The sequence below is a fragment of the Rheinheimera sediminis genome (assembly GCF_004005375.1).
In the GTDB taxonomy this organism is placed as follows: Bacteria; Pseudomonadota; Gammaproteobacteria; order Enterobacterales; family Alteromonadaceae; genus Pararheinheimera.
The window spans coordinates 15,999-35,022 of sequence record NZ_RZUF01000010.1; the positions used below are offsets into that span (position 1 = coordinate 15,999).

Below are 19,024 nucleotides of genomic sequence, written 5' to 3' on the forward strand. Positions count from 1 at the left end.
TTTGATAAGAGGCTGTCGACCACAGCGGCTGCTATTTTAATCAAGTTCAGGTTAAATTGCAGGTTAATGCTGGTTTTATTTCAGCTGTTCTGCAGAGTCCTTTGCTAGAATGGCCGCAGACCCCGTTTTACAGGCAGTAAGGATGCAGTATGCATATTCATATTTTAGGCATTTGTGGCACTTTTATGGGCGGTATTGCCGCTATTGCAAAAAGTCTTGGGCATAAAGTGACTGGCTCTGACGCCAATGTGTATCCGCCTATGAGTACTCAACTGGAGCAATTGGGTATAGAGCTGACCCAAGGTTATGATCCGGTGCAGCTGCAACCCGCCCCTGATCTGGTGATTATTGGTAATGCCATGTCACGTGGCAATCCGGCAGTGGAATACACTCTGGATAAAAATATTCCTTACAGTTCAGGACCACAGTGGCTGGCTGAGCAGGTATTACATCAGCGCTGGGTGTTGGCTGTGTCCGGTACTCATGGCAAAACCACCACCAGCAGTATGCTGGCCTGGGTGCTGGAATACGCAGGCTTGAAACCCGGCTTTTTAATAGGTGGCATTCCACAGAATTTTGATAGCTCAGCCCGTTTAGGTGACTCGCCATTTTTTGTCATTGAAGCCGACGAATACGACACGGCTTTTTTTGATAAGCGTTCCAAGTTTGTCCACTACAGACCCCGCACTTTAGTCATTAACAACCTGGAATACGATCACGCTGATATATTCCCGGATTTAGCCGCTATTCAGCGCCAGTTCCATCATTTATTGCGAATGGTGCCAGCTAGTGGTCTGGTGTTAAGCCCAGCTAATGTTGAAGCTGTGGATCAAACCTTGGCTATGGGCTGCTGGAGCGAACAGCAGCGCTATGGCAGAGACTGGACTGTGCAATTAAAACAACCGGATGGCAGTGTGTTTGAACTGTTTTATCAGGGACTTTCGCAAGGCAGCTTGCACTGGGATTTATGTGGCAACCATAATGTTGAAAACGCTGTGATGGCGATAGCTGCGGCTCGTCATGTCGGGGTGCCTGTGGCTGTGTCCATTGAAGCCTTAACGCAGTTTGTGGCGCCAAAACGGCGGATGGAACTCAAAGGCACAGTCAAAGGCATAGCTGTCTATGATGATTTTGCTCATCACCCCACAGCTATTGCAACTACTTTAGCTGGTTTAAGGGCTCGTGTAGGTGACGCAAAAATCTGGGCTGTGCTGGAGCCGAGATCCAATACCATGCGAATGGGCGTACATAAGTCGGCTATCGCTGATTCCCTGCATGATGCCAATGATGTACTGCTGTTTGAACCTGCTAATTCTGGCTGGTCTTTGGCTGCTGTGGCAGAACAAATGCCAGGCAGAGCTACCGTATTTCAGTCGGTGGAATTAATAGTGGCGGCTTTGGTTGAAAAAGCGGCCGCAGGGGATCATATAGTGATTATGAGCAACGGCGGTTTTGGTGGCATTCACCAAAAATTACTCGATGCGTTAGCATAAGGTTAAAGCCGCAGAGCAGTCTGTTGTCACCACTTTAAAAAGAGAACCCCATGACCCAAGAAGTCACCTTAGCTTTTACTGGCGCTTCAGGCGCTGGTTATGGCTGGCGTTTGCTGGAAAACTTACTGGCGCAACAGGTCAAAGTGCATCTGTTAATTTCCAGCGCAGCCCGTGTGGTATTTGCTACTGAATATGATTTAAAACTGCCAGGTGGTCCTGAGGCCTGCCGTGATTTTATTCTGGAAAAAACCGGTGCTACCAAAGAGCTGCTGGCTGTGTATGGCAAAGATGATTGGTTTTCGCCTTGTGCTTCAGGCTCTGCTGCACCGAAGCAGATGGTGATTTGTCCTTGTTCCACCGGCACAGCTGCCGCTATCGCCCATGGTATGAGCGATAATTTGATTGAGCGTGCTGCTGATGTAGTACTGAAAGAACGCGGTCAGCTCATTATAGTGCCCCGTGAAACTCCACTTAGTACCATACATCTGGAAAATCTGCTGGCCTTATCCAAGGCGGGTGCTGTGGTAATGCCCGCAGCGCCTGGTTTTTATCATCAGCCACAATCTGTTGAGGACTTAATCGACTTTATGGTGGCACGAATTCTTGACCATTTAGGTTTAAAGCAACAGTTAGTCAGCCGTTGGGGCTATGGAGAATCACAGTGACCTTAGCGTTAGAAATTAAGCAGTTACACAAGGTGTATAAAAGTGGCACTGTTGCTTTAACTGGTATTGACCTGGAAGTGCAGCAAGGCGACTTTTTTGCTTTGTTAGGCCCAAATGGCGCTGGTAAAAGTACCAGCATTGGCATTATCAGCTCACTGGTGAATAAAAGCAGCGGTACAGTCAAAGTCTTTGATTACGATCTGGACACTCACCTTGAAGAGGCCAAAAGCCAGTTGGGGTTAGTGCCACAGGAGTTTAACTTTAACCAGTTTGAAACTGTGCTGCAAATTGTACTGAATCAGGCTGGCTATTATGGGGTGCCACGTTCTGTTGCTCTGGTCCGGGCGGAAAAATACTTAGGTCAGCTTGGCTTATGGGAGAAACGCAATGCCCGCTCTCGTGAGCTGTCTGGGGGGATGAAACGCCGTCTGATGATAGCCCGTGCCTTAATGCATGAACCCAAGTTACTGATTTTAGACGAACCTACAGCAGGTGTTGATATTGAACTGCGCCGCTCTATGTGGGAATTTCTGAAAGAAATTAACCAGCAAGGCGTAACTATTATTCTGACCACCCACTATCTGGAAGAGGCTGAGTCTTTGTGCCGTAATATCGCCATTATCGACAAAGGTCAGATAGTCGAAAATACCAGTATGAAGAACCTGCTGAGTAAACTGAATAAAGAAACCTTTTTACTCGATATAGCGCCGACAGATGCCGTCATTACTCTTGAAGGATATAGCTTTCGCCAATCGGACAACAACAGTCTGGAAGTGGATGTAGTCAAAGCACAAGGTTTAAATGGCGTATTCAGTGCGTTAACAGCGCAGGGCATTCAGGTGCTTTCAATGCGCAATAAAGCCAACCGTCTGGAAGAGTTGTTTGTCAGTCTGGTCGAAAACGGACGCGGAGCCAAAGCATGAGTTCAGGTAATTTAATAGCGCTGCAAAGCATTCTTTATAAAGAAACCAACAGATTTATGCGCATCTGGGTGCAAACCCTGGTGCCTCCTGCCATTACTATGACTTTGTATTTTGTCATTTTTGGCGCTTTGGTCGGCTCGCGTATTGGCGATATGGGTGGCTTCAGTTATATGGAGTTTATTGTGCCTGGCCTGATTATGATGTCAGTGATCACCAACTCCTACTCCAACGTGGCTTCGTCTTTTTTCAGCGCTAAGTTTCAGCGTAATGTCGAAGAGCTTTTAGTCGCTCCTGTGCCTAACTACATCATAGTGCTGGGTTATGTCGGCGGTGGTGTGGCACGCGGTATTCTGGTGGGTTTGATAGTGTCTTTGTTATCGCTGTTTTTTGTCGATATAAAAGTGCATCACTTGTTTATTCTGATGTCGACCGTGGTGCTCACTGCCACTCTGTTTTCGCTGGCTGGTTTAATTAACGCCATTTACGCCAAAACATTTGACGACATCAGCATAATTCCAACATTTGTTCTGACACCTTTAACCTATTTAGGGGGAGTGTTTTATTCACTGAGTTTATTGCCACAATTTTGGCAATACGTATCGCAAATCAACCCTATTGTGTATATGGTCAACGCCTTCCGCTACGGCTTTTTAGGTGTCAGTGATGTCAATCTGGTGTTTGCATTTAGCGTGATTATTGGCTTTATTCTGGTGTTTTTCAGTTTTGCTATGTACCTGATTAATAAAGGCACAGGCCTTCGAAGCTAAACCAATTTTTAAACAGAGCCTCTTTCGTAATACCGCAGTGGCACTGGCGCTGCGGGTCCAAAATAGTAGCCTTGCGCATAACTGATGCCACAACGTTCCAATGCATCAAGGGATTGTTTGCTTTCGACCATCTCAGCAATAATGATTAGCTGAGTTTGTCTGGCAAAGGAGCTGATATGTTCAATAAATAGCTGGGCGTCCGGGTCTGTGCTTATCATCTCAATGAGGCTGCCGTGAATTTTTAAACCATCCACATGCAACTGCAATAAATCCGCCATCCCAACTCCACTGGCTATACCAAAATCGTCCAAAACTACTTTGGCTCCAGCTTTTTGCAGGGCTGCTATGGCCTCACGGCAACGCTCAAATTGGGGTAAAACCCCAGACTCGGCCAGTTCAAAGTATACCCGTTCTGGTTGAGGGTAATGTTTCAGGTAGTCTAGAAAAAACTGCTGCAATTCATCATCCAATAAATCACGACAAGTGATGTTAATAGACCAGCTCACTTTAGAGGCTGCAAACTGACTGGCACTTTTTATGAACATCATTTTAGTTAATTCTGCATCCAGATGGCTGCGGTTGATGACGCTTAAAAACTGGTCGGGAGTCAGTATACTGCCGTCACTGCGCAAAACACGGGCCAGACATTCGTACTGGAAAATTTCGCCTGTACTGATTTGTACTACTGGTTGGAAATAAGGCACTATTTGTTCATGACCAATAGCTTCCCGTACTTCTTTCGCCATTTTTATATTGGTATGCAGATGCTGTTTTAGCGCCAATAAGTTATCCGAATACACTACTAATGATTGTTGTTGCAGACGGGCAGTATTAACGGCCAACATTGCATTTTCCAGTACAACAGCTGCTGGTGATAAAGCGACACCTAAAGTGACAGTAAAAAGCACATAAGGATCGTTGAGTACTGGCTGAGAAAAATCATAACTGTTGAGTTTGGCATGCAAATCTTCGTCAGAAATGGCGGCGACACGGCGTATTGCCAATTTTTCAAAAGATAAACGGTACAAGCGGAAGGAAGAGCCCAAGTGCTGTTGCAATTGCTTGAGGCACTGGTTGAACGCTTGCTCCGCAATAGCAGTGCCATACAAGTTACCAATCTCTTCGAGATTATTCACTTGCAAAATAGCTAATTGGCTTAAGCTTTTGGTTTCATGGCGCAGATGCGCTTCCAAAGCCAAGCCGTTCCGAGTACCTGAACTGCGGTCTGTGGTCAGATTGTGCCGCAGTACCATGGCATAACTTAAAGCAAGCAACAAGGCCAGGCCAAAAAATACGGATCCACTTAATACCGACTGTTGCATGCTCGCCATTAACCAATAATCAAGATCGGTAATAGCTATATCTGCACCGGCTAAATACACTGTGCCGTCTGAGCTTTGGTAAGGTATTAAGACTGAGCGGAAATGACCAAACTGATCTATAGACTCTTCAAATACCGGGGTTGAAGCAGTAAAGGCAGCTTTGTTAGCTGCGGTGGCTTCAGGATAATAATCATAAAAAATAGCTTAACTGACCACGTAATAAATCATCTTCTGTATAGCTGGACGAGGTGAAATGCACTTTTCCGTCGACCTGAACCATACTGTAGACATACTGCAGTTTTACATCTTTGGCGTAAAGGCTGAGCTTCTTTGCCAGTTGAAGGTATTCAGCTCTTGAAATATGTTGTGGACCGCTGATGTTATTATGGTAGTCATCACCGAGCAGAAAAGGCATTGCTTTGACTGCATTGACCAGCTGTGAGTCAAGCTGGTTCAGTTTAGTCTGATAGGTGTGCTGATATTGATAATACACATAAGTGCCGATAGCGAGCAGGTATACAGCCAGGCTAATAAGAATAAAATGTGCTGAACGGATCCGTAGCATGCTATGACTCGTAAAAAGGGACCGGAAAACAATACCTTGATAGCTTAGCTGATTTCATTCCGACTGACAGCTAATACTTAGATCTGATTTTTGTTGTTGTGTTTACGGCCATCTGATTCAAGCAGAAAACTGCAGTAGGCAAAACACTAAGTGTTTTTTGCCGCTTTGCCGCTCTTTTGCCGCTCTTTACAGCAGATAGCAGCAAGAAACATTACAGATGAAATTTTTTAAAGACATTTAAAGGGGCTTTTAGTACAGTGACTTCCTTTTTGACTTACTGATTTTACGGCCCGAAAACACAAAATTATAAGCCGATAATGTGACCCCGGTGAGACAGGATACGAATGACAGAATCAAACAAGCGCCAAGCTACAGCGTCTGAAGAGGCTTTGTGGCGGATATTTACTGTGCCAGAGGCTCCGGACTCGACCTTAAGTATCATAGAGCAGAATATTTCGCAAAATCTGGCTGGATTTTTGCGCGAGAGCATTGTTGCTGTGGAAAAACCACTGTGGCAAATCGAGCGTGATTTTCAGGCCCACCAAATTCCGTCTGAACCAAAGTTTGTCTCAGATTATGCTGAGCAAATGATGGAGAAGCTGGTGGCCCATTCAGTACATACAGCTGCGCCAAGCTTTATCGGCCATATGACGTCGGCTTTGCCATATTTTGTCTTGCCGCTATCAAAAATGATGGTAGGTTTAAACCAGAATCTGGTGAAAATCGAAACCTCCAAAGCCTTTACTCCGTTAGAGCGTCAGGTTATCGGCATGATGCACCACTTGGTGTATGGCGAAGGTGACAGCTTTTATAAAAAATGGATGCACAGCGCCAATCATTCGCTCGGTGCTTTTTGTTCCGGCGGCACCATTGCCAATATCACGGCGCTCTGGATTGCCCGTAACCGCTTATTAAAAGCAGATGGTGATTTTAAAGGTGTGGCGAAAGAAGGCCTGTTTCGCGCTATGAAATATTATGGCTATGAAGGTTTAGCCATTTTAGTCTCAGAGCGCGGTCATTATTCTTTAGGCAAAGCTGCAGATATTTTGGGTATTGGCCGTGAGTTTTTAGTGCCGGTAAAAACCGATGCCAATAACAAAGTACAAAGCGATGAAATGCGCCGGGTTAGCCGCGAGCTGAACGACAAAAACATAAAAGTAATGGCCATAGTGGGTGTAGCTGGCACGACCGAAACAGGCAACGTCGATCCGTTGCATGATTTAGCCGATTTAGCCGCTGAATTGGGCTGTCATTTCCATGTGGACGCGGCCTGGGGGGGCGCTACACTGTTGTCGGATAAATACCGTCATTTGCTAAGTGGCATAGAGAGAGCAGATTCAGTCACTATCGATGCGCATAAACAAATGTATGTGCCTATGGGGGCTGGTATGGTGGTGTTTAAGCACCCATCTTCGGCCCATGCGATAGAACATCATGCCGAATACATTTTGCGTAAAGGCTCCAAAGATTTAGGCAGTCAGACGCTGGAAGGTTCACGCCCTGGTATGGCGATGTTGGTGCATGCCTGCTTACAGGTGATTGGCCGTCAGGGATATGAAATTCTGATCAATCGCAGTTTGGATAAAGCGCGATATTTTGCCAGTTTAATTAAAGACCATGCAGAGTTTGAGCTAATCACTGAACCTGAGCTTTGTTTATTAACTTATCGTTATGTACCAGCACAAGTGCAGCGCGCTATGGCTGTAGCTTCTGCCGAGAAACTGCTGAAGTTTAATGAATTACTGAACGGTTTAACCCGTTTTATCCAGAAAACGCAAAGGGAAGAGGGCCGCTCTTTTGTTTCCCGTACCCGGATTAAACCAGAGCGATATCAGCGCCAGGATACAGTGGTGTTTCGTGTCGTATTGGCGAACCCTCTGACAACAGATCAAATTTTATTTGATGTGCTGGAGGAGCAGCAGCAAGTGGCTGCACTGGATAAAGAGTTCCTGCCGAAATTGCTACAATTGGCGAAAGAAAGCTGATTACAGCTTTGAGTAACTCGCCAGCTGCGGTGCTGCAGCTGGCGAACTATTAGTACCATTGCATCAGGTTAGTTAAATCTGACAGCTGACCCAGACCACACCATCAGTGCTGCATTCCTTACTATAAGTGTTATCTGCTTTATAACTCAGTTTTAGCCAGTGGCCGTCCTTCCAACGATCAATCTGAATGCGCTGGCCGCTGCTGTCATCTGTTGATCTTTTGTACCAGTCGTAGACATTCAGTGTAACCTCTTCGTCAAAGCGATAACCAGAGACTTCAGCTCTGTTGATTAGCTGTTGAGGGTCCAGAATACCAGCTTTGGAGCTCAGCTGGCTCCAGCCACTTAAGGCGGAAAATTCACTGTCTGATGGCAAAATAGTGAAGCGAGTATGGTAATTGATGCCATTTTTTGTGTAGTTGATGGAGTAATACCTGCTGGATGCAGGTTCAAAGTTAGGCTCTGTGCATAAAGCTAGATCAGACACCGTCTGAATTTGAGATAAATTGTTGAGTTCATACTGTACTTGCTGAGCAGTGAAGCGAACCGCTTCCTGGGCACTGCAGACATAATCAGTACCGTTGTAACTGGATCTGTCCCGGCTCAGACTATAAATTCCGCTGCCCCAGCTGCTGTCTTTGGTTTCTCTTACATAGACAGGGCGCAGTACAGTCTGCAGATCATCAGACATGATCACTAATTCATAGTTGTAGCTGCTATCAAACCAGAGACTGGTTTCTCTGTACCAGTGGCCTGGCTCGCTACTTTGTTTGTCCTGATAAAACAGAGTGCGGATAGAACTTGCCTGAGGGTGCTGAGTTTTCAGTTGCTGGCGGTAACTGAAACTTGCTTTGAGTCCTTTGACTATCACCTGGGCCAGCTGATAACTGGCCTGGTCCGCTGTCTGAATAAAATCAGCATAAATTTGCTGTTCAGAAAGGTTGTATCTTTGCACAAAGTTAGTGAATAAAACCTTTAACTCATATTTAAAATCCTGAACCAGCTGTCTGTTTGCTTTAAGCTCAGAACAAGTTCTGGGGCTTGAACCCAGAGGAGAAAATTTTTCCAGGATCTGCTCACTCAATACAGTGGTCAGCGGGGATATGTTCAGAACGTCCTCTACTGTGGGAGCCGCAAGTAAAGGTGGACGAGACATTTGATAAGCCTGGGTCACCACGCCGCTGTCCTCGTCTATGGCTCCGACCGGGACATCCACGTAAATAGTCGAATAAGCCACACACTCCCGTTGTGCTTCGGTCAGTTCAAGGATATAGGAACCAGCTTGCCCTGAGATAGCTGAAGGCTCGTCTGCATTTCGGATCTTATCGGCATTGATATCAAGCCAGACCGTGGCACCACGGACATAACCGTCTATGACTTTGCCTTTGATAGTTGATTTTGCAACGACAGGGTTACCACCATCCTTGATTGGAGTTTGTGGCGCTGCGCCCTCTGTGCTGCCTCCGCCACATGCTGTCAATAGTAAAGGCGTGATAAGAGCTGATACCAGCAAAGGTATTGATTTGTGTCCCATTATAAAGTCCATTTTATTGAAGAAATACAATGCTATAGCTCTGTTTATGCTATCGCAATATCAGCTGGACTTTATTTTGTAACAAATTTAACATTTTTTCGGCTGCGGCAAGATGATTTACTGCAGCCAAAGAGACCTATTAAGGTTCCAAAGCCAGGCCAGCCAGAGCCCGACCATCACATCAGGTTATTTAGTATAGTCCTAGAGCTTGAGGGAACTATGCTACACAGTTGCTTACATCTTCAGGCATTGCTTAGTCGGCAGTGCGGTAGTAACTTAAGATATTGCTGAATGCAGGAGGGCGTTTTGATGTCGACGAAAACCTTAGCTTTATCTAATGACAAGATGATTGCAGGAGTTTGTGGTGGTATAGCTGAGTATTTTGGCTGGTCCAAAGGCGGAGTACGTCTGGTTTATGTATTGCTGTCTGTGTTATCAGCAGCTTTTCCTGGTTTTTTTGTTTACATCATTTTATGGTTGGTGATGCCAAAAAAACACAGCCTCTGAGCTGATATCAGTTCAGCAAAGGGTAAATTATGTATTCAGGTCAATGTCTTTGCGGCGCTGTAAAAGTTGAAATTCGTGGCTCTATTACTGACATTATTCATTGTCACTGTTCCTTGTGTCGTAAATCCAGCGGCACAGCCTATGCCACTAATGGTTTTGTGTTAAGTGCTGAATTTAGTTTGGTGCAAGGCAAAGAGCTGCTCAATGCGTTTTCGTTACAGCAAGGCAGGCAACGGCATTTTTGTTCCCGTTGTGGTTCTCCTGTATATAGCTCAAACGCTGCAGATCCGAATCGGATCCGCATTCGTTTGGGCATACTGGATTCTGCTATTACTGAGCGACCCATAAGTCATAACTTTGTCTCGTCAAAAGCCTGCTGGGACAATCTGGATGCAGATTTGCCCCGCTATGATAGCCATGAACCCGGCAGACACTGATTCATAGCTGCGTAACAGAAGCTATAGACCAGACCAACTGATGGGGTTTGCCATCCAAAGGTAACTGCAAAATACCCACGTTGTAATAGGCTGGGTCTGCAGCTATGTCTTTGCCATCTAACCTAACTGAAGCTGCAGACTGATGTTGCTGCAATTCCAGTTGATACAGAGTACCGGCAACTGACAAGCTAATGCTAAAGCCCGGCCACGCAAATGGAATACAAGGCGCAAACTGCAGCCATTGCCCTTTTCTGCTTAGCCCTAAAATAGCTTCAATACCAGAGCGGTACATCCAGGCTGCAGCTCCAGTGTACCAACTCCAGCCTCCACGGCCGTTATGAGGCTCAACTGAATAGATATCGGCAGAAACCACATAAGGTTCGGTTTGATAACGAGCCACAGCTTCTGGTGTCAGCGCATGCTGAATGGGGTTGAGCATACTAAACAGCTCAGTGGCTTTTTCCGCCTGATCCAGCTTCGCAAAGGCAAAAATAGCCCACATGGCGGCATGACTGTATTGGCCACCGTTTTCGCGTAAACCCGCCGGATAGCCTTTGATATAACCAGGGTTGGGTTCAATATGCTCAAAAGGTGGGCTGAACAACAGTGCCAAACCTTGTGCTGTGTTGATTAAATGCTGACTAACGGAAGCCATCGCCACTTTGGCTCTGTCGGGGCGTGCAGCTGCAGATAACACGGCCCAGGACTGGGCAATAGAATCAATTTTACATTCAGGTGATGCCTTGCTGCCAAGCCAGCTACCCTGATCAAAAGTCGCTCTTTTATACCATTCGCCGTCCCAAGCATGCTGTTCCAGCGCTTGTATTAATCTCTTGGCATAGTGCTGCCAGCGGCTGGTTCTGTCCTGCTCATCCGTGGGAACAAAAGGCAAAAACAGTTTAATGCTGGCAAGCACTAACCAGCCCAGCCAAACACTTTGGCCTTTGCCCTCTGCACCCACTAAATCCATGCCGTCATTCCAGTCGCCAGAGCCCATTAAGGGCAAACCAAGTTCCCCTGTCTGAGCAATACAAAGATCTAAGCCGCGGGCGCAGTGTTCAAACAAAGACGCACTATGGTCTGATGGCATAGGCTGATAAAAAGCATCGTGCTGATCGGCCGTCAGTGCAGGGCCTTGCAGAAAGGGTAGTTGCTCATCCAGTACCGCCTGATCACCTGAACTTTGGATATAACTGGCACAGGCAAAGACTAACCAGACTTTATCGTCACAAATCCTGCTGCGTACACCAGCGCCTGAATGGGGCAACCACCAATGCTGCACATCGCCTTCAATAAACTGTCGCCCTGCGGCTTTTAACAAATGCTGACGTGCAAAAACCGGGTCGGCAAAGCTCAGTGCCATGCTGTCTTGTAATTGATCGCGAAAACCATAAGCGCCGCTGGCCTGATAAAAGGCGGCTCTGGCATAGAGCCGACAGACTATGGTTTGATACAACAACCAGCCGTTCAGCATAATATTCATCGCCGGATCCGGTGTTTTCACCTGCACAGAGTTCAGCTTTTGCTGCCAGAAGTCTTTCACTTGTTGTAATGCATTCTGTAAATCCAACTGCTGATATTGCCGTACCAGAGCAGTAGCACTTTGGCTGTCTGCCGATTGCCCCAGTAAAAATACCAGTTCAGAACTTTCTCCCGGGGCCAGACTGAGTTCGAGTTGCAGTGCGGTGCAAGGGTCTAAGGCTGCTCCACTGCGTTTGGACAAAGGCTGTGTACAGCTTAAAGCCAGTGGGCTCGCCAAAGAGCCGTTTCTGCCAATAAATTCGGTGCGATCCGCTGTCCAGCCCGATAGCCGATCCGCAGAGGCTTGAGCAGTGCTGTGATGGCTTAAAGCGGCAAAAGCGATACGACCGGCAAAAGCTGTATTCCATGGATTGGACAGTAACATGGTCTGACTGTCCTGATGCATAGAACTTTGTAAAAAGGCACTGCTGGCGCTGCGGTCTCTACCCAGGACCCACTCGGTATAAGCTGTGACTGTTAAATTTCGTGTTTGAGCTGAGTTATTGGTCAGAGTTAAGCGCGATATTTTCACAGGATCAGCCACTGGTACATATTGCAGTAATTGCATGTCTATACCTGCGGCCTGATGGCCAAACTGGCTGTAACCAAAACCATGACAGGCCCGATACAAACCGCCGTCATTGATCGGCTGAGCTGTTGGGCTTAACAGTTCAGAACTGCCCTGGTCCTGTATATAAAAAGCTTCACCACAAGGGTCAGTCACGGGGTCGTTTGACCATGGGGTCAGTTGATTTTCCCTGCTGTTTTCCGACCAACTGTAACCGCTGCCCAAAGTGGAAACCTGAAAGCCAAAAGCCGGATTAGCAATTACATTGATCCAGGGCATAGGAGGGCGTTGATGCCGCAGCATCTGGGTGTGGTACTCGCGACCATCTGCGCTGAAGCCCCCCAAGCCATTAAAAAACTGCAGTTGTGGCTCGGTCTTTTGCTCCTGCTCAGGCAGTCGGGCTGCTTTAGTGGTATTGAGCCTCAGAGGTTCAGCTGTAGCAGCGGGGATCCGGCTTAACTGAGTGGCCAGACTACCGCGGTTTGCATAAAGCACAACACGGGCAACGGCTGCTAATAGAGCTCTGGATTCGACTGTCATTAAATCTGCGCGCAGGCAAAATACACTGCCTCCTGCTAAACGTAAGCCCAGATTGGGTTTACTCTGACTGCTGCGCACCTGGGTTTCAATGGCCGTTTGTAATTCCTGTACATAAGACGCTGCTCTTTCATTGATAACAACTAAATCTACAGCCAGCTGTTTCATGCGCCAGTATTCGTGGGCCCGCAGCAGTTGCTGTACCACAGACAAATCTTCGATATCATCGATATGCAGCAGCACTATAGGTAAATCGCCGGAAATGGCATGTTGCCACAAGCCTGACTGGGCTGCTGCACCTCTTGTAATAGCGGCGCCTGAGGCTCTAAAGCGCCGATCATTGTATAAAAGCGGACCTGTCAGTCTTTGAAAATCAGCAGCTTCAGCAACGGTGATGGCCAGATGGCGCAATTGCACCTGAGCCTGAGTCCAGGCCAAAGTACAGGCTCTATCATAAGCGCTGCGTTCATTATGTTGATCGACCATATCCAGCAATTCCTGCCGCGATGAAGCCACTAAGGTCCAGAATGCCACCCGGCAGACCTGGCCTGGAGCTATACGTACTGACTGGCGCAAGGAAAAAATTGCATCAAGCACAGTACCACTACTGTTGGTCAGAGGCTTATTTTGCATAGCCGCTGCGTCCATCAACTGATGGCCCTGACCAAAAAATAAGGCTCTGTTGGTCTCGTACTGCAAGGGCGCACAAATCTCACCTTCTACCACAGCAAAATGAGCGGCAAACACAGCAGTTTCATCAGCTGAACGTAAACGGCGAGTGGCAACTAAAGCGCCAAACTCGGCGACAAACTCGGTCTGGACAAACAATTTGGCAAAAGCAGGATGGGCATTGTCTGTGCTGACAGGGGCTAACACCACTTCTGCATAGGAGGTTAATTCAATATCCCGGCAGAAGGAGCTGTGATTGATCAGTGAAACCCGTCTGACTTCGCCATGATGTTCGGTCGAAAGGACCACTTCGACAGTGCAGGTCAGATTATGAGACTGACGGCTGAACTCGGCATGATCTTCGCTGAAGATAGCCACAGGAGCTGTGTTCTGACTGAAAGTGGAGTGATCGGAACTGGCGAGAGCCGGTAGGTCTGGCGTCAGGGTACTGGACCAGATTTGCTCACTTTGTTTATCCCGCAACAACACAAAAGCGCCCCAGGGATCCCTGCTGCTGTCTTCGCGCCAACGGGTGATGGCTATATCGCCCCAGCGGCTGTAACCAGCGCCTGCGGCTGTTAACATGACAGCATAACCGCTGCTGGACAGTACATGACTACAGGGTGGGCCAGAAGCAGCCGCATGTAGTCTGCGTTCTGTCAGTTGCTGTGCAGCAGCAGAGTTGGCGGCAATACTGACTTCTTCAGCTTTGGGGTGAGCTATGGCGACATAACGTGGCAGTCGCTCCTGCAATAACAACTCACACGCCTGGATCATAGGTTCACGGTGGAAGCGGCCGCGCATCAGGCCCTGTTGCAAGGTGTTGGCTATGGCCACTATGGTCATACCCTGGTGGTGCGCCATAAAACTTTGCACCAAAGCGAAAGAGGTGTCGTCCGGTAAGCGGGCAGGGGTATAGTCTATGGCTTCAAAAAAGCCATAATCGGCCAAAGCGCCTGACTGTTTTAACAACTCGAAATTGGCACAGGCGGCTACAGGATTGACCATAGTGGCTAATGCAGTAGCGTAGGGCGCTATCACTTTGTTTTCCGCCAAACCACGTTTTAAACCCAGACCAGGCACACCAAAGTTGGAGTACTGATAGGTAAACTCCAAATCTCTGGCATTGTAAGCCGATTCGGAAATACCCCAGGGAATACCCAACTGACGGCCATAACTGATTTGCCGTTCAACAATAAGTCTGTTGCTTTGCTCCAGCAAACTGCCAGCAGCAGCTCTCATCACCAACGAAGGCATCAGGTATTCAAACATAGAACCTGACCAGGATAATAAAGCTGAGCCATAACCCAGAGGGGTAGCACCGCGGCCTAAACGGAACCAGTGTTTGCTGTCTGCATCGCCTTTGGCTATGGCAAATAAACTGGCAAGCCTGGCCTCAGAGGCCAGCAGATCGTAACAACTGGTATCCATGCGGTTTTCTTCCACCGCATAACCTATGGACAATAAATTGCGCTCCGGGTCGATAAAAAAGGCGAAATTCATCGCCATGGCAAATTGGCGCGACTCTATTGCCAGCTGCTGTAGCTGCACTAGTTGCTGTTGTTGCTCTGCGGCGGTCAAATGCAGTTGTACCAGCTGTTCTGTCAAAGCCTGTTGCAATGCCTGTAAATAAAAGACCAGGCTGTGCTGTGCTGACTTTTGCTGCTCTGTGTCACGTTGAAAGGTAAGGCTTTGTCGTGCACTGGCAAGCAGCAAGGCTTGCTGGCAGAGTTCCGTTAATTGCTCTGGCTGGTGCTGCAGGCAATCCGGCTGTTGCAGCACTATATTCAGCTGACTCAGAATAGCCTGTAGCTGCGAACCACTTTGGCTTTGCAGCATGGCTTCAGGAGCTTGTTGCAGGCTGTGCTGCGCCAGAGCTAAGTTATCGCATAAACCTGTTATGGCGGCCGTGCTGCAGAGCTGCTGTTGCCATTCATCGCAGGCATTGGCCAGAGCAATCAGGTGGCCAGCCAGATTGCCGCTGTCCACTGAGGAGATATAAACAGGTTCAAGCGGGCGTAAATCACGGGTATCGTACCAGTTAAACAAGTGACCATGGCAGGTACGAAGTTGCTTCATAGTCGCAAAAGTGGCTTCCAATCTTTGTATCGCCTGACCTGTGGTAAGCCAGCCAAAATCCCGTGCTGCAGCGACAGACAACAGATACATGCCAATGTTGGTTGGCGAAGTGCGGTGGGCTATTGCAGGTTGCGGCTGTTGCTGGAAATTGTCCGGTGGCAGCATATGGTCTTCTGCCGTGACAAAACGCTCGAAATAACGCCAGGTACGTCTGGCGATCAGACGCAGTTCAGTTTCCTGAAGTGCGGACAGCTGTAAGTCGGGTTGGATGCGAAAAGCTTTACTTAACGCCAAAGCCACTACAGGAGCTGCACACCAGAGCAGTAGTAAAGGTAAAAATAATGGCCAGTTGGCCGGATTCAGCCAGAGCAGAAAACCAAGGCCAGCACAGGCCAGCAGTGCAGCTGTGCCCATCAACATATAATATCTGGGCAAGGTTAAGCTGGAATCGCGTTGGTTTTGCGCCGCTGTGGTCCATTGCAGCAGATGTTTTTTACTCACCAGCAGACGAAACAAAGTAATGCCAATAGCATGCAGCATGCGCCAGCTATGGTCAGCCAGAAACACCAGACTCAGCAGACCTGTACTCAAGGCCAGTTTGAAATCTGTCAGCAGGTTATTCAGATGGTTCGGCCATTGAATACCTTTACGGTGCGGTAACAGATTCAGGCTACAGGGCAATAAAGCAGGCAGCATCAACGCAGAAGCAATTATTAGCAAAGCGCAAACCGCGGCTGAAAATGGCAACAAAGCAGATAACAACAATAAAATAAAGCAGGCCGGTTGCACTAAAGAGCGGCGTAAATTATCCAGCATCTTCCAGCGTCCAAGCGGCGGCAATTGCTGTGGCGTTGATGATGGATTCTGCTGCCTGGGCGGGCAACCTATTAACCATGGTAATAGTTGCCAGTCACCTCGGGTCCAGCGGTGTTGGCGTTTGACCGCAACATCGTAACGAGCCGGAAAATCCTCGACCACTTCAATATCAGAGACTAAAGCAGCACGAACATAGATACCCTCAAATAAGTCGTGACTGAGCATAGTATTGTCAGCCACACGACCGGCCATAGCAGCGCTAAAGGCATCCACATCATAAATACCTTTGCCCGTAAAAGAGCCTTCAGCAAACAGATCCTGATACAAATCCGAAACAGCTGCGGCGTAAGGGTCTAAACCTGCAGGGCCTGAATACAGCCGCTGATAAGCCGAACCTTGTTGACCACAAGCCAGAGCCGGCGTCACCCTTGGCTGCAACAGGCCATAGCCGCTGATCACTCGTTGTTGTTCCGGGCAAAACTGAGCCCGGTTTAACGGATGAGCCAGCTTAGCCACCATTCGCACTGCAGCATCTCTGGGTAACTGGGTGTCTGCATCCAGGGTAATGACATAACGGACGCCGGTTGGAACTTTGTTGGATAACAGCGGTAATTCGACAGACCCATCCATAAAGCTGGTATTGGTCGCCCCACGCAGCAATAGATTAAGCTCTGCCAACTTGCCTCTTTTTCGTTCCCAGCCCATCCAGAGCTGTTCTTGTTTGTTCCATAGACGACGTCGATGTAACAATAAAAACACTGGACCTGCAGGGCCTGCTGGGTAGCTTTGATTTAACTGCGCTATCAACTGACTGGCAAGCAATAGCAATGGCTGATCTGTTGCCAACTCCTGCTCTACTGCATCCAGACCGTCTGTTAATAACACAAAGCTTAAATCTCCGCCGCCAGAAGAGAGGTAATGGACTTCAAGCCGTGACACTAATTCCTGTACATCGGCTGCATGGCTTAGCATGCAAGGCACAACGACCAAAGTGCGTAATGCTGTGGGCACACCAGCCGTTAAATCCAAAGCAGGTAACAAGCTGGGTATTTTTGAGCGGGTTATAAAACACTGCAGCAGGGTGCTGGCGAGTTCACTGGCTGGTAACAACGCCAGAGGAATGAGCAGCAACCACCACAAAGTATAATCAGCGTATCCAGACAGCAGCAGCGAGGCCAGAGCTAAAAAAACCAAAGTAAGCAGAGCCAATGTGGATAAGTAGCCGGTCAGACCTATAGCGGCCAAAGCTCTGTGCAGTTTTAAGCCTGAAGCTGCCTTAAAGCCAATTCGATGTTCAAATTTCAGACGGCCAGCGCTAATCAGGTAATAACCAGGATCGGCTTCTCGTGCTTGTTGGACCGGATCTACCCCAGCTTCTGCGGATAAAGCCATTTCTACAGCTGCTCTGGCTACATCAAATTCGGACAAGTCAGCACCACGTGCTAATTGCTCTATCGCACTGCGGTATAAATTCCGGCTGGTAAAATCCATTGCTGCATATGCGCTGGGTGCAGATGAGTTCTGACAAACAGGGATGGCGCTATGCTGGCACAAATACCTATCGACCAGACTGACATGCTCAAATAACTCAGACCAGTCTATCGCGGAGATACGTCTCATACTGGTCATAACATTACGCACGCTGACATTAGAAGCGCCCAGCCGTTGCTGTGCATAAAGCACTACCAATTCAATACTGCTGCGTTGGTGCAATAGCCTTTGTTCCAGCCAATGCAAAGCCGGGGTGCTGTGAGGATCTTGTCCCCGTAAACGTTTAGCCAATTGAGCCGCAAAGGTATGACTTAGTGCTTTGTCAGCCAAAGTGCTGATATAAGAGTGCAGGGCTTGTTGACTGGTATCGGGTCGCAGCAATTGATCAGCAAGTTGGTCTGCAGTGGCTCTGTCTGTTAAACCCAGACTGATTTGATCGGTTAAGCGGCGTAAGTTTTCAATCAGTACTATGCGTAAGGTAATAGCAACAGCCCATAATTCGCCAATAGTCAGTACATCCACTTGCTGATAGGCATTTAAAAAGCGTTGCAAAATAACAGGGTCAAAGTGACTGTCGGTGTGGGCAATAAAAGCCCAGGCTATAGCGAAAACTCTGGGATAGCCGACAAAAGGGCCTTGTTGAAGTTTGGGCAACTGCCGGTAAAAACCTACAGGAAGATCATCATAAATCTCCCTGATCTGCTGATCCACCAGATGGTAGTTATCCAGTAACCATTCAGCGGCAGGAACTATAGCGTGACCTGCTGTAAGTTCTGCGGCACTGGCGCGGTAGGCGGCAAGCAGCACAGTTGCATTGCTGTCCAATCGGGTATGTAACGGGCTTTGCCAGTCACGCCAGCCTGAAGCACTTTGTCTTTTATTGAGGATCCGCTGTTCTGTGGCCAGACTTATTGCGTGTTGCTCAAGCCGCTCCACACTAAATAACTCAGCACGAACCGGGTTTGTATCCTGCCAGATTAAAGCATTTTTTTCCGGCCAAAAGAGTTGGGCATAACCAGAGGCTGTATGCAGAAATGAATTCATAAGGCGAAAGCCTGCTTGAGGAGAAGGCTAACAGGCTAGAACAGCAGAGGTTTTTTCTCAGTTCGTTGTCGTACAGACTATAACAACGGAGTCAGATCACAT

Annotated in this window: 11 protein-coding genes; 7 read left to right on the plus strand and 4 right to left on the minus strand. The window is 47.9% G+C overall.

Annotated elements, in window-relative coordinates; genetic code table 11:
• Nucleotides 1-149: 149 nt before the first annotated feature.
• Genes mpl through EMM73_RS08080 form a run of 4 tightly spaced genes read left to right on the plus strand, consistent with a single transcriptional unit; the run spans nucleotide 150 to nucleotide 3,848 of the window.
• Nucleotides 150-1,493 carry a UDP-N-acetylmuramate:L-alanyl-gamma-D-glutamyl-meso-diaminopimelate ligase gene (gene mpl / locus EMM73_RS08065; RefSeq protein WP_127685938.1) on the plus strand — a complete coding sequence of 448 codons (1,344 nt, stop codon included), beginning with the start codon at nucleotides 150-152 and terminating at the stop codon, nucleotides 1,491-1,493.
• Between the two features lie 50 nt (nucleotides 1,494-1,543).
• Nucleotides 1,544-2,158: a flavin prenyltransferase UbiX gene (locus EMM73_RS08070; RefSeq protein WP_127685939.1), complete on the plus strand. Its 615-nt coding sequence runs from the start codon at nucleotides 1,544-1,546 to the stop codon at nucleotides 2,156-2,158.
• Entirely contained in the window at nucleotides 2,155-3,081 is a 927-nt protein-coding gene (locus EMM73_RS08075; RefSeq protein ID WP_127685940.1) for an ABC transporter ATP-binding protein, read from the plus strand. The genes EMM73_RS08070 and EMM73_RS08075 overlap by 4 nt, the downstream gene beginning before the upstream one ends.
• Nucleotides 3,078-3,848, plus strand: coding sequence for an ABC transporter permease (locus EMM73_RS08080; protein WP_127685941.1), 771 nt, complete (start codon nucleotides 3,078-3,080; stop codon nucleotides 3,846-3,848). The genes EMM73_RS08075 and EMM73_RS08080 overlap by 4 nt, the downstream gene beginning before the upstream one ends.
• An 8-nt stretch (nucleotides 3,849-3,856) precedes the next feature.
• Here EMM73_RS08080 and EMM73_RS08085 read toward each other — a convergent pair whose 3' ends face one another.
• Complete coding sequence (locus tag EMM73_RS08085; protein ID WP_127685942.1) at nucleotides 3,857-5,230, minus strand: EAL domain-containing protein; 1,374 nt, start codon at nucleotides 5,228-5,230, stop codon at nucleotides 3,857-3,859.
• Between the two features lie 130 nt (nucleotides 5,231-5,360).
• The gene (locus tag EMM73_RS08090) at nucleotides 5,361-5,735 is read right to left on the minus strand and encodes a hypothetical protein (RefSeq protein WP_127685943.1); all 375 of its coding nucleotides are present in this window, start codon (nucleotides 5,733-5,735) and stop codon (nucleotides 5,361-5,363) included.
• Between the two features lie 344 nt (nucleotides 5,736-6,079).
• Between EMM73_RS08090 and panP the strand changes: the two genes are divergently transcribed.
• Nucleotides 6,080-7,720 (plus strand): pyridoxal-dependent aspartate 1-decarboxylase PanP, encoded by a 1,641-nt coding sequence (gene panP / locus EMM73_RS08095; RefSeq protein ID WP_127685944.1) that lies wholly within the window; start codon nucleotides 6,080-6,082, stop codon nucleotides 7,718-7,720.
• A 72-nt stretch (nucleotides 7,721-7,792) separates the two neighbouring features.
• Here the strand turns inward: panP and EMM73_RS08100 are convergent, their stop codons facing one another.
• Complete coding sequence (locus EMM73_RS08100) at nucleotides 7,793-9,253, minus strand: YolD-like family protein (RefSeq protein ID WP_127685945.1); 1,461 nt, start codon at nucleotides 9,251-9,253, stop codon at nucleotides 7,793-7,795.
• Between the two features lie 309 nt (nucleotides 9,254-9,562).
• Here EMM73_RS08100 and EMM73_RS08105 point away from each other — a divergent pair, with 309 nt between their 5' ends.
• Both EMM73_RS08105 and EMM73_RS08110 read left to right on the plus strand, forming a co-directional pair.
• Nucleotides 9,563-9,760 carry a PspC domain-containing protein gene (locus tag EMM73_RS08105; RefSeq protein WP_127685946.1) on the plus strand — a complete coding sequence of 66 codons (198 nt, stop codon included), beginning with the start codon at nucleotides 9,563-9,565 and terminating at the stop codon, nucleotides 9,758-9,760.
• A 29-nt stretch (nucleotides 9,761-9,789) separates the two neighbouring features.
• On the plus strand, nucleotides 9,790-10,197 hold the full coding sequence (locus EMM73_RS08110) for a GFA family protein (RefSeq protein WP_127685947.1): 408 nt from the start codon (nucleotides 9,790-9,792) through the stop codon (nucleotides 10,195-10,197).
• Nucleotide 10,198: 1 nt separating this feature from the next.
• Here the strand turns inward: EMM73_RS08110 and EMM73_RS08115 are convergent, their stop codons facing one another.
• Nucleotides 10,199-18,922 (minus strand): GH36-type glycosyl hydrolase domain-containing protein, encoded by an 8,724-nt coding sequence (locus EMM73_RS08115; protein WP_127685948.1) that lies wholly within the window; start codon nucleotides 18,920-18,922, stop codon nucleotides 10,199-10,201.
• Between the last annotated feature and the right edge of the window lie 102 nt (nucleotides 18,923-19,024).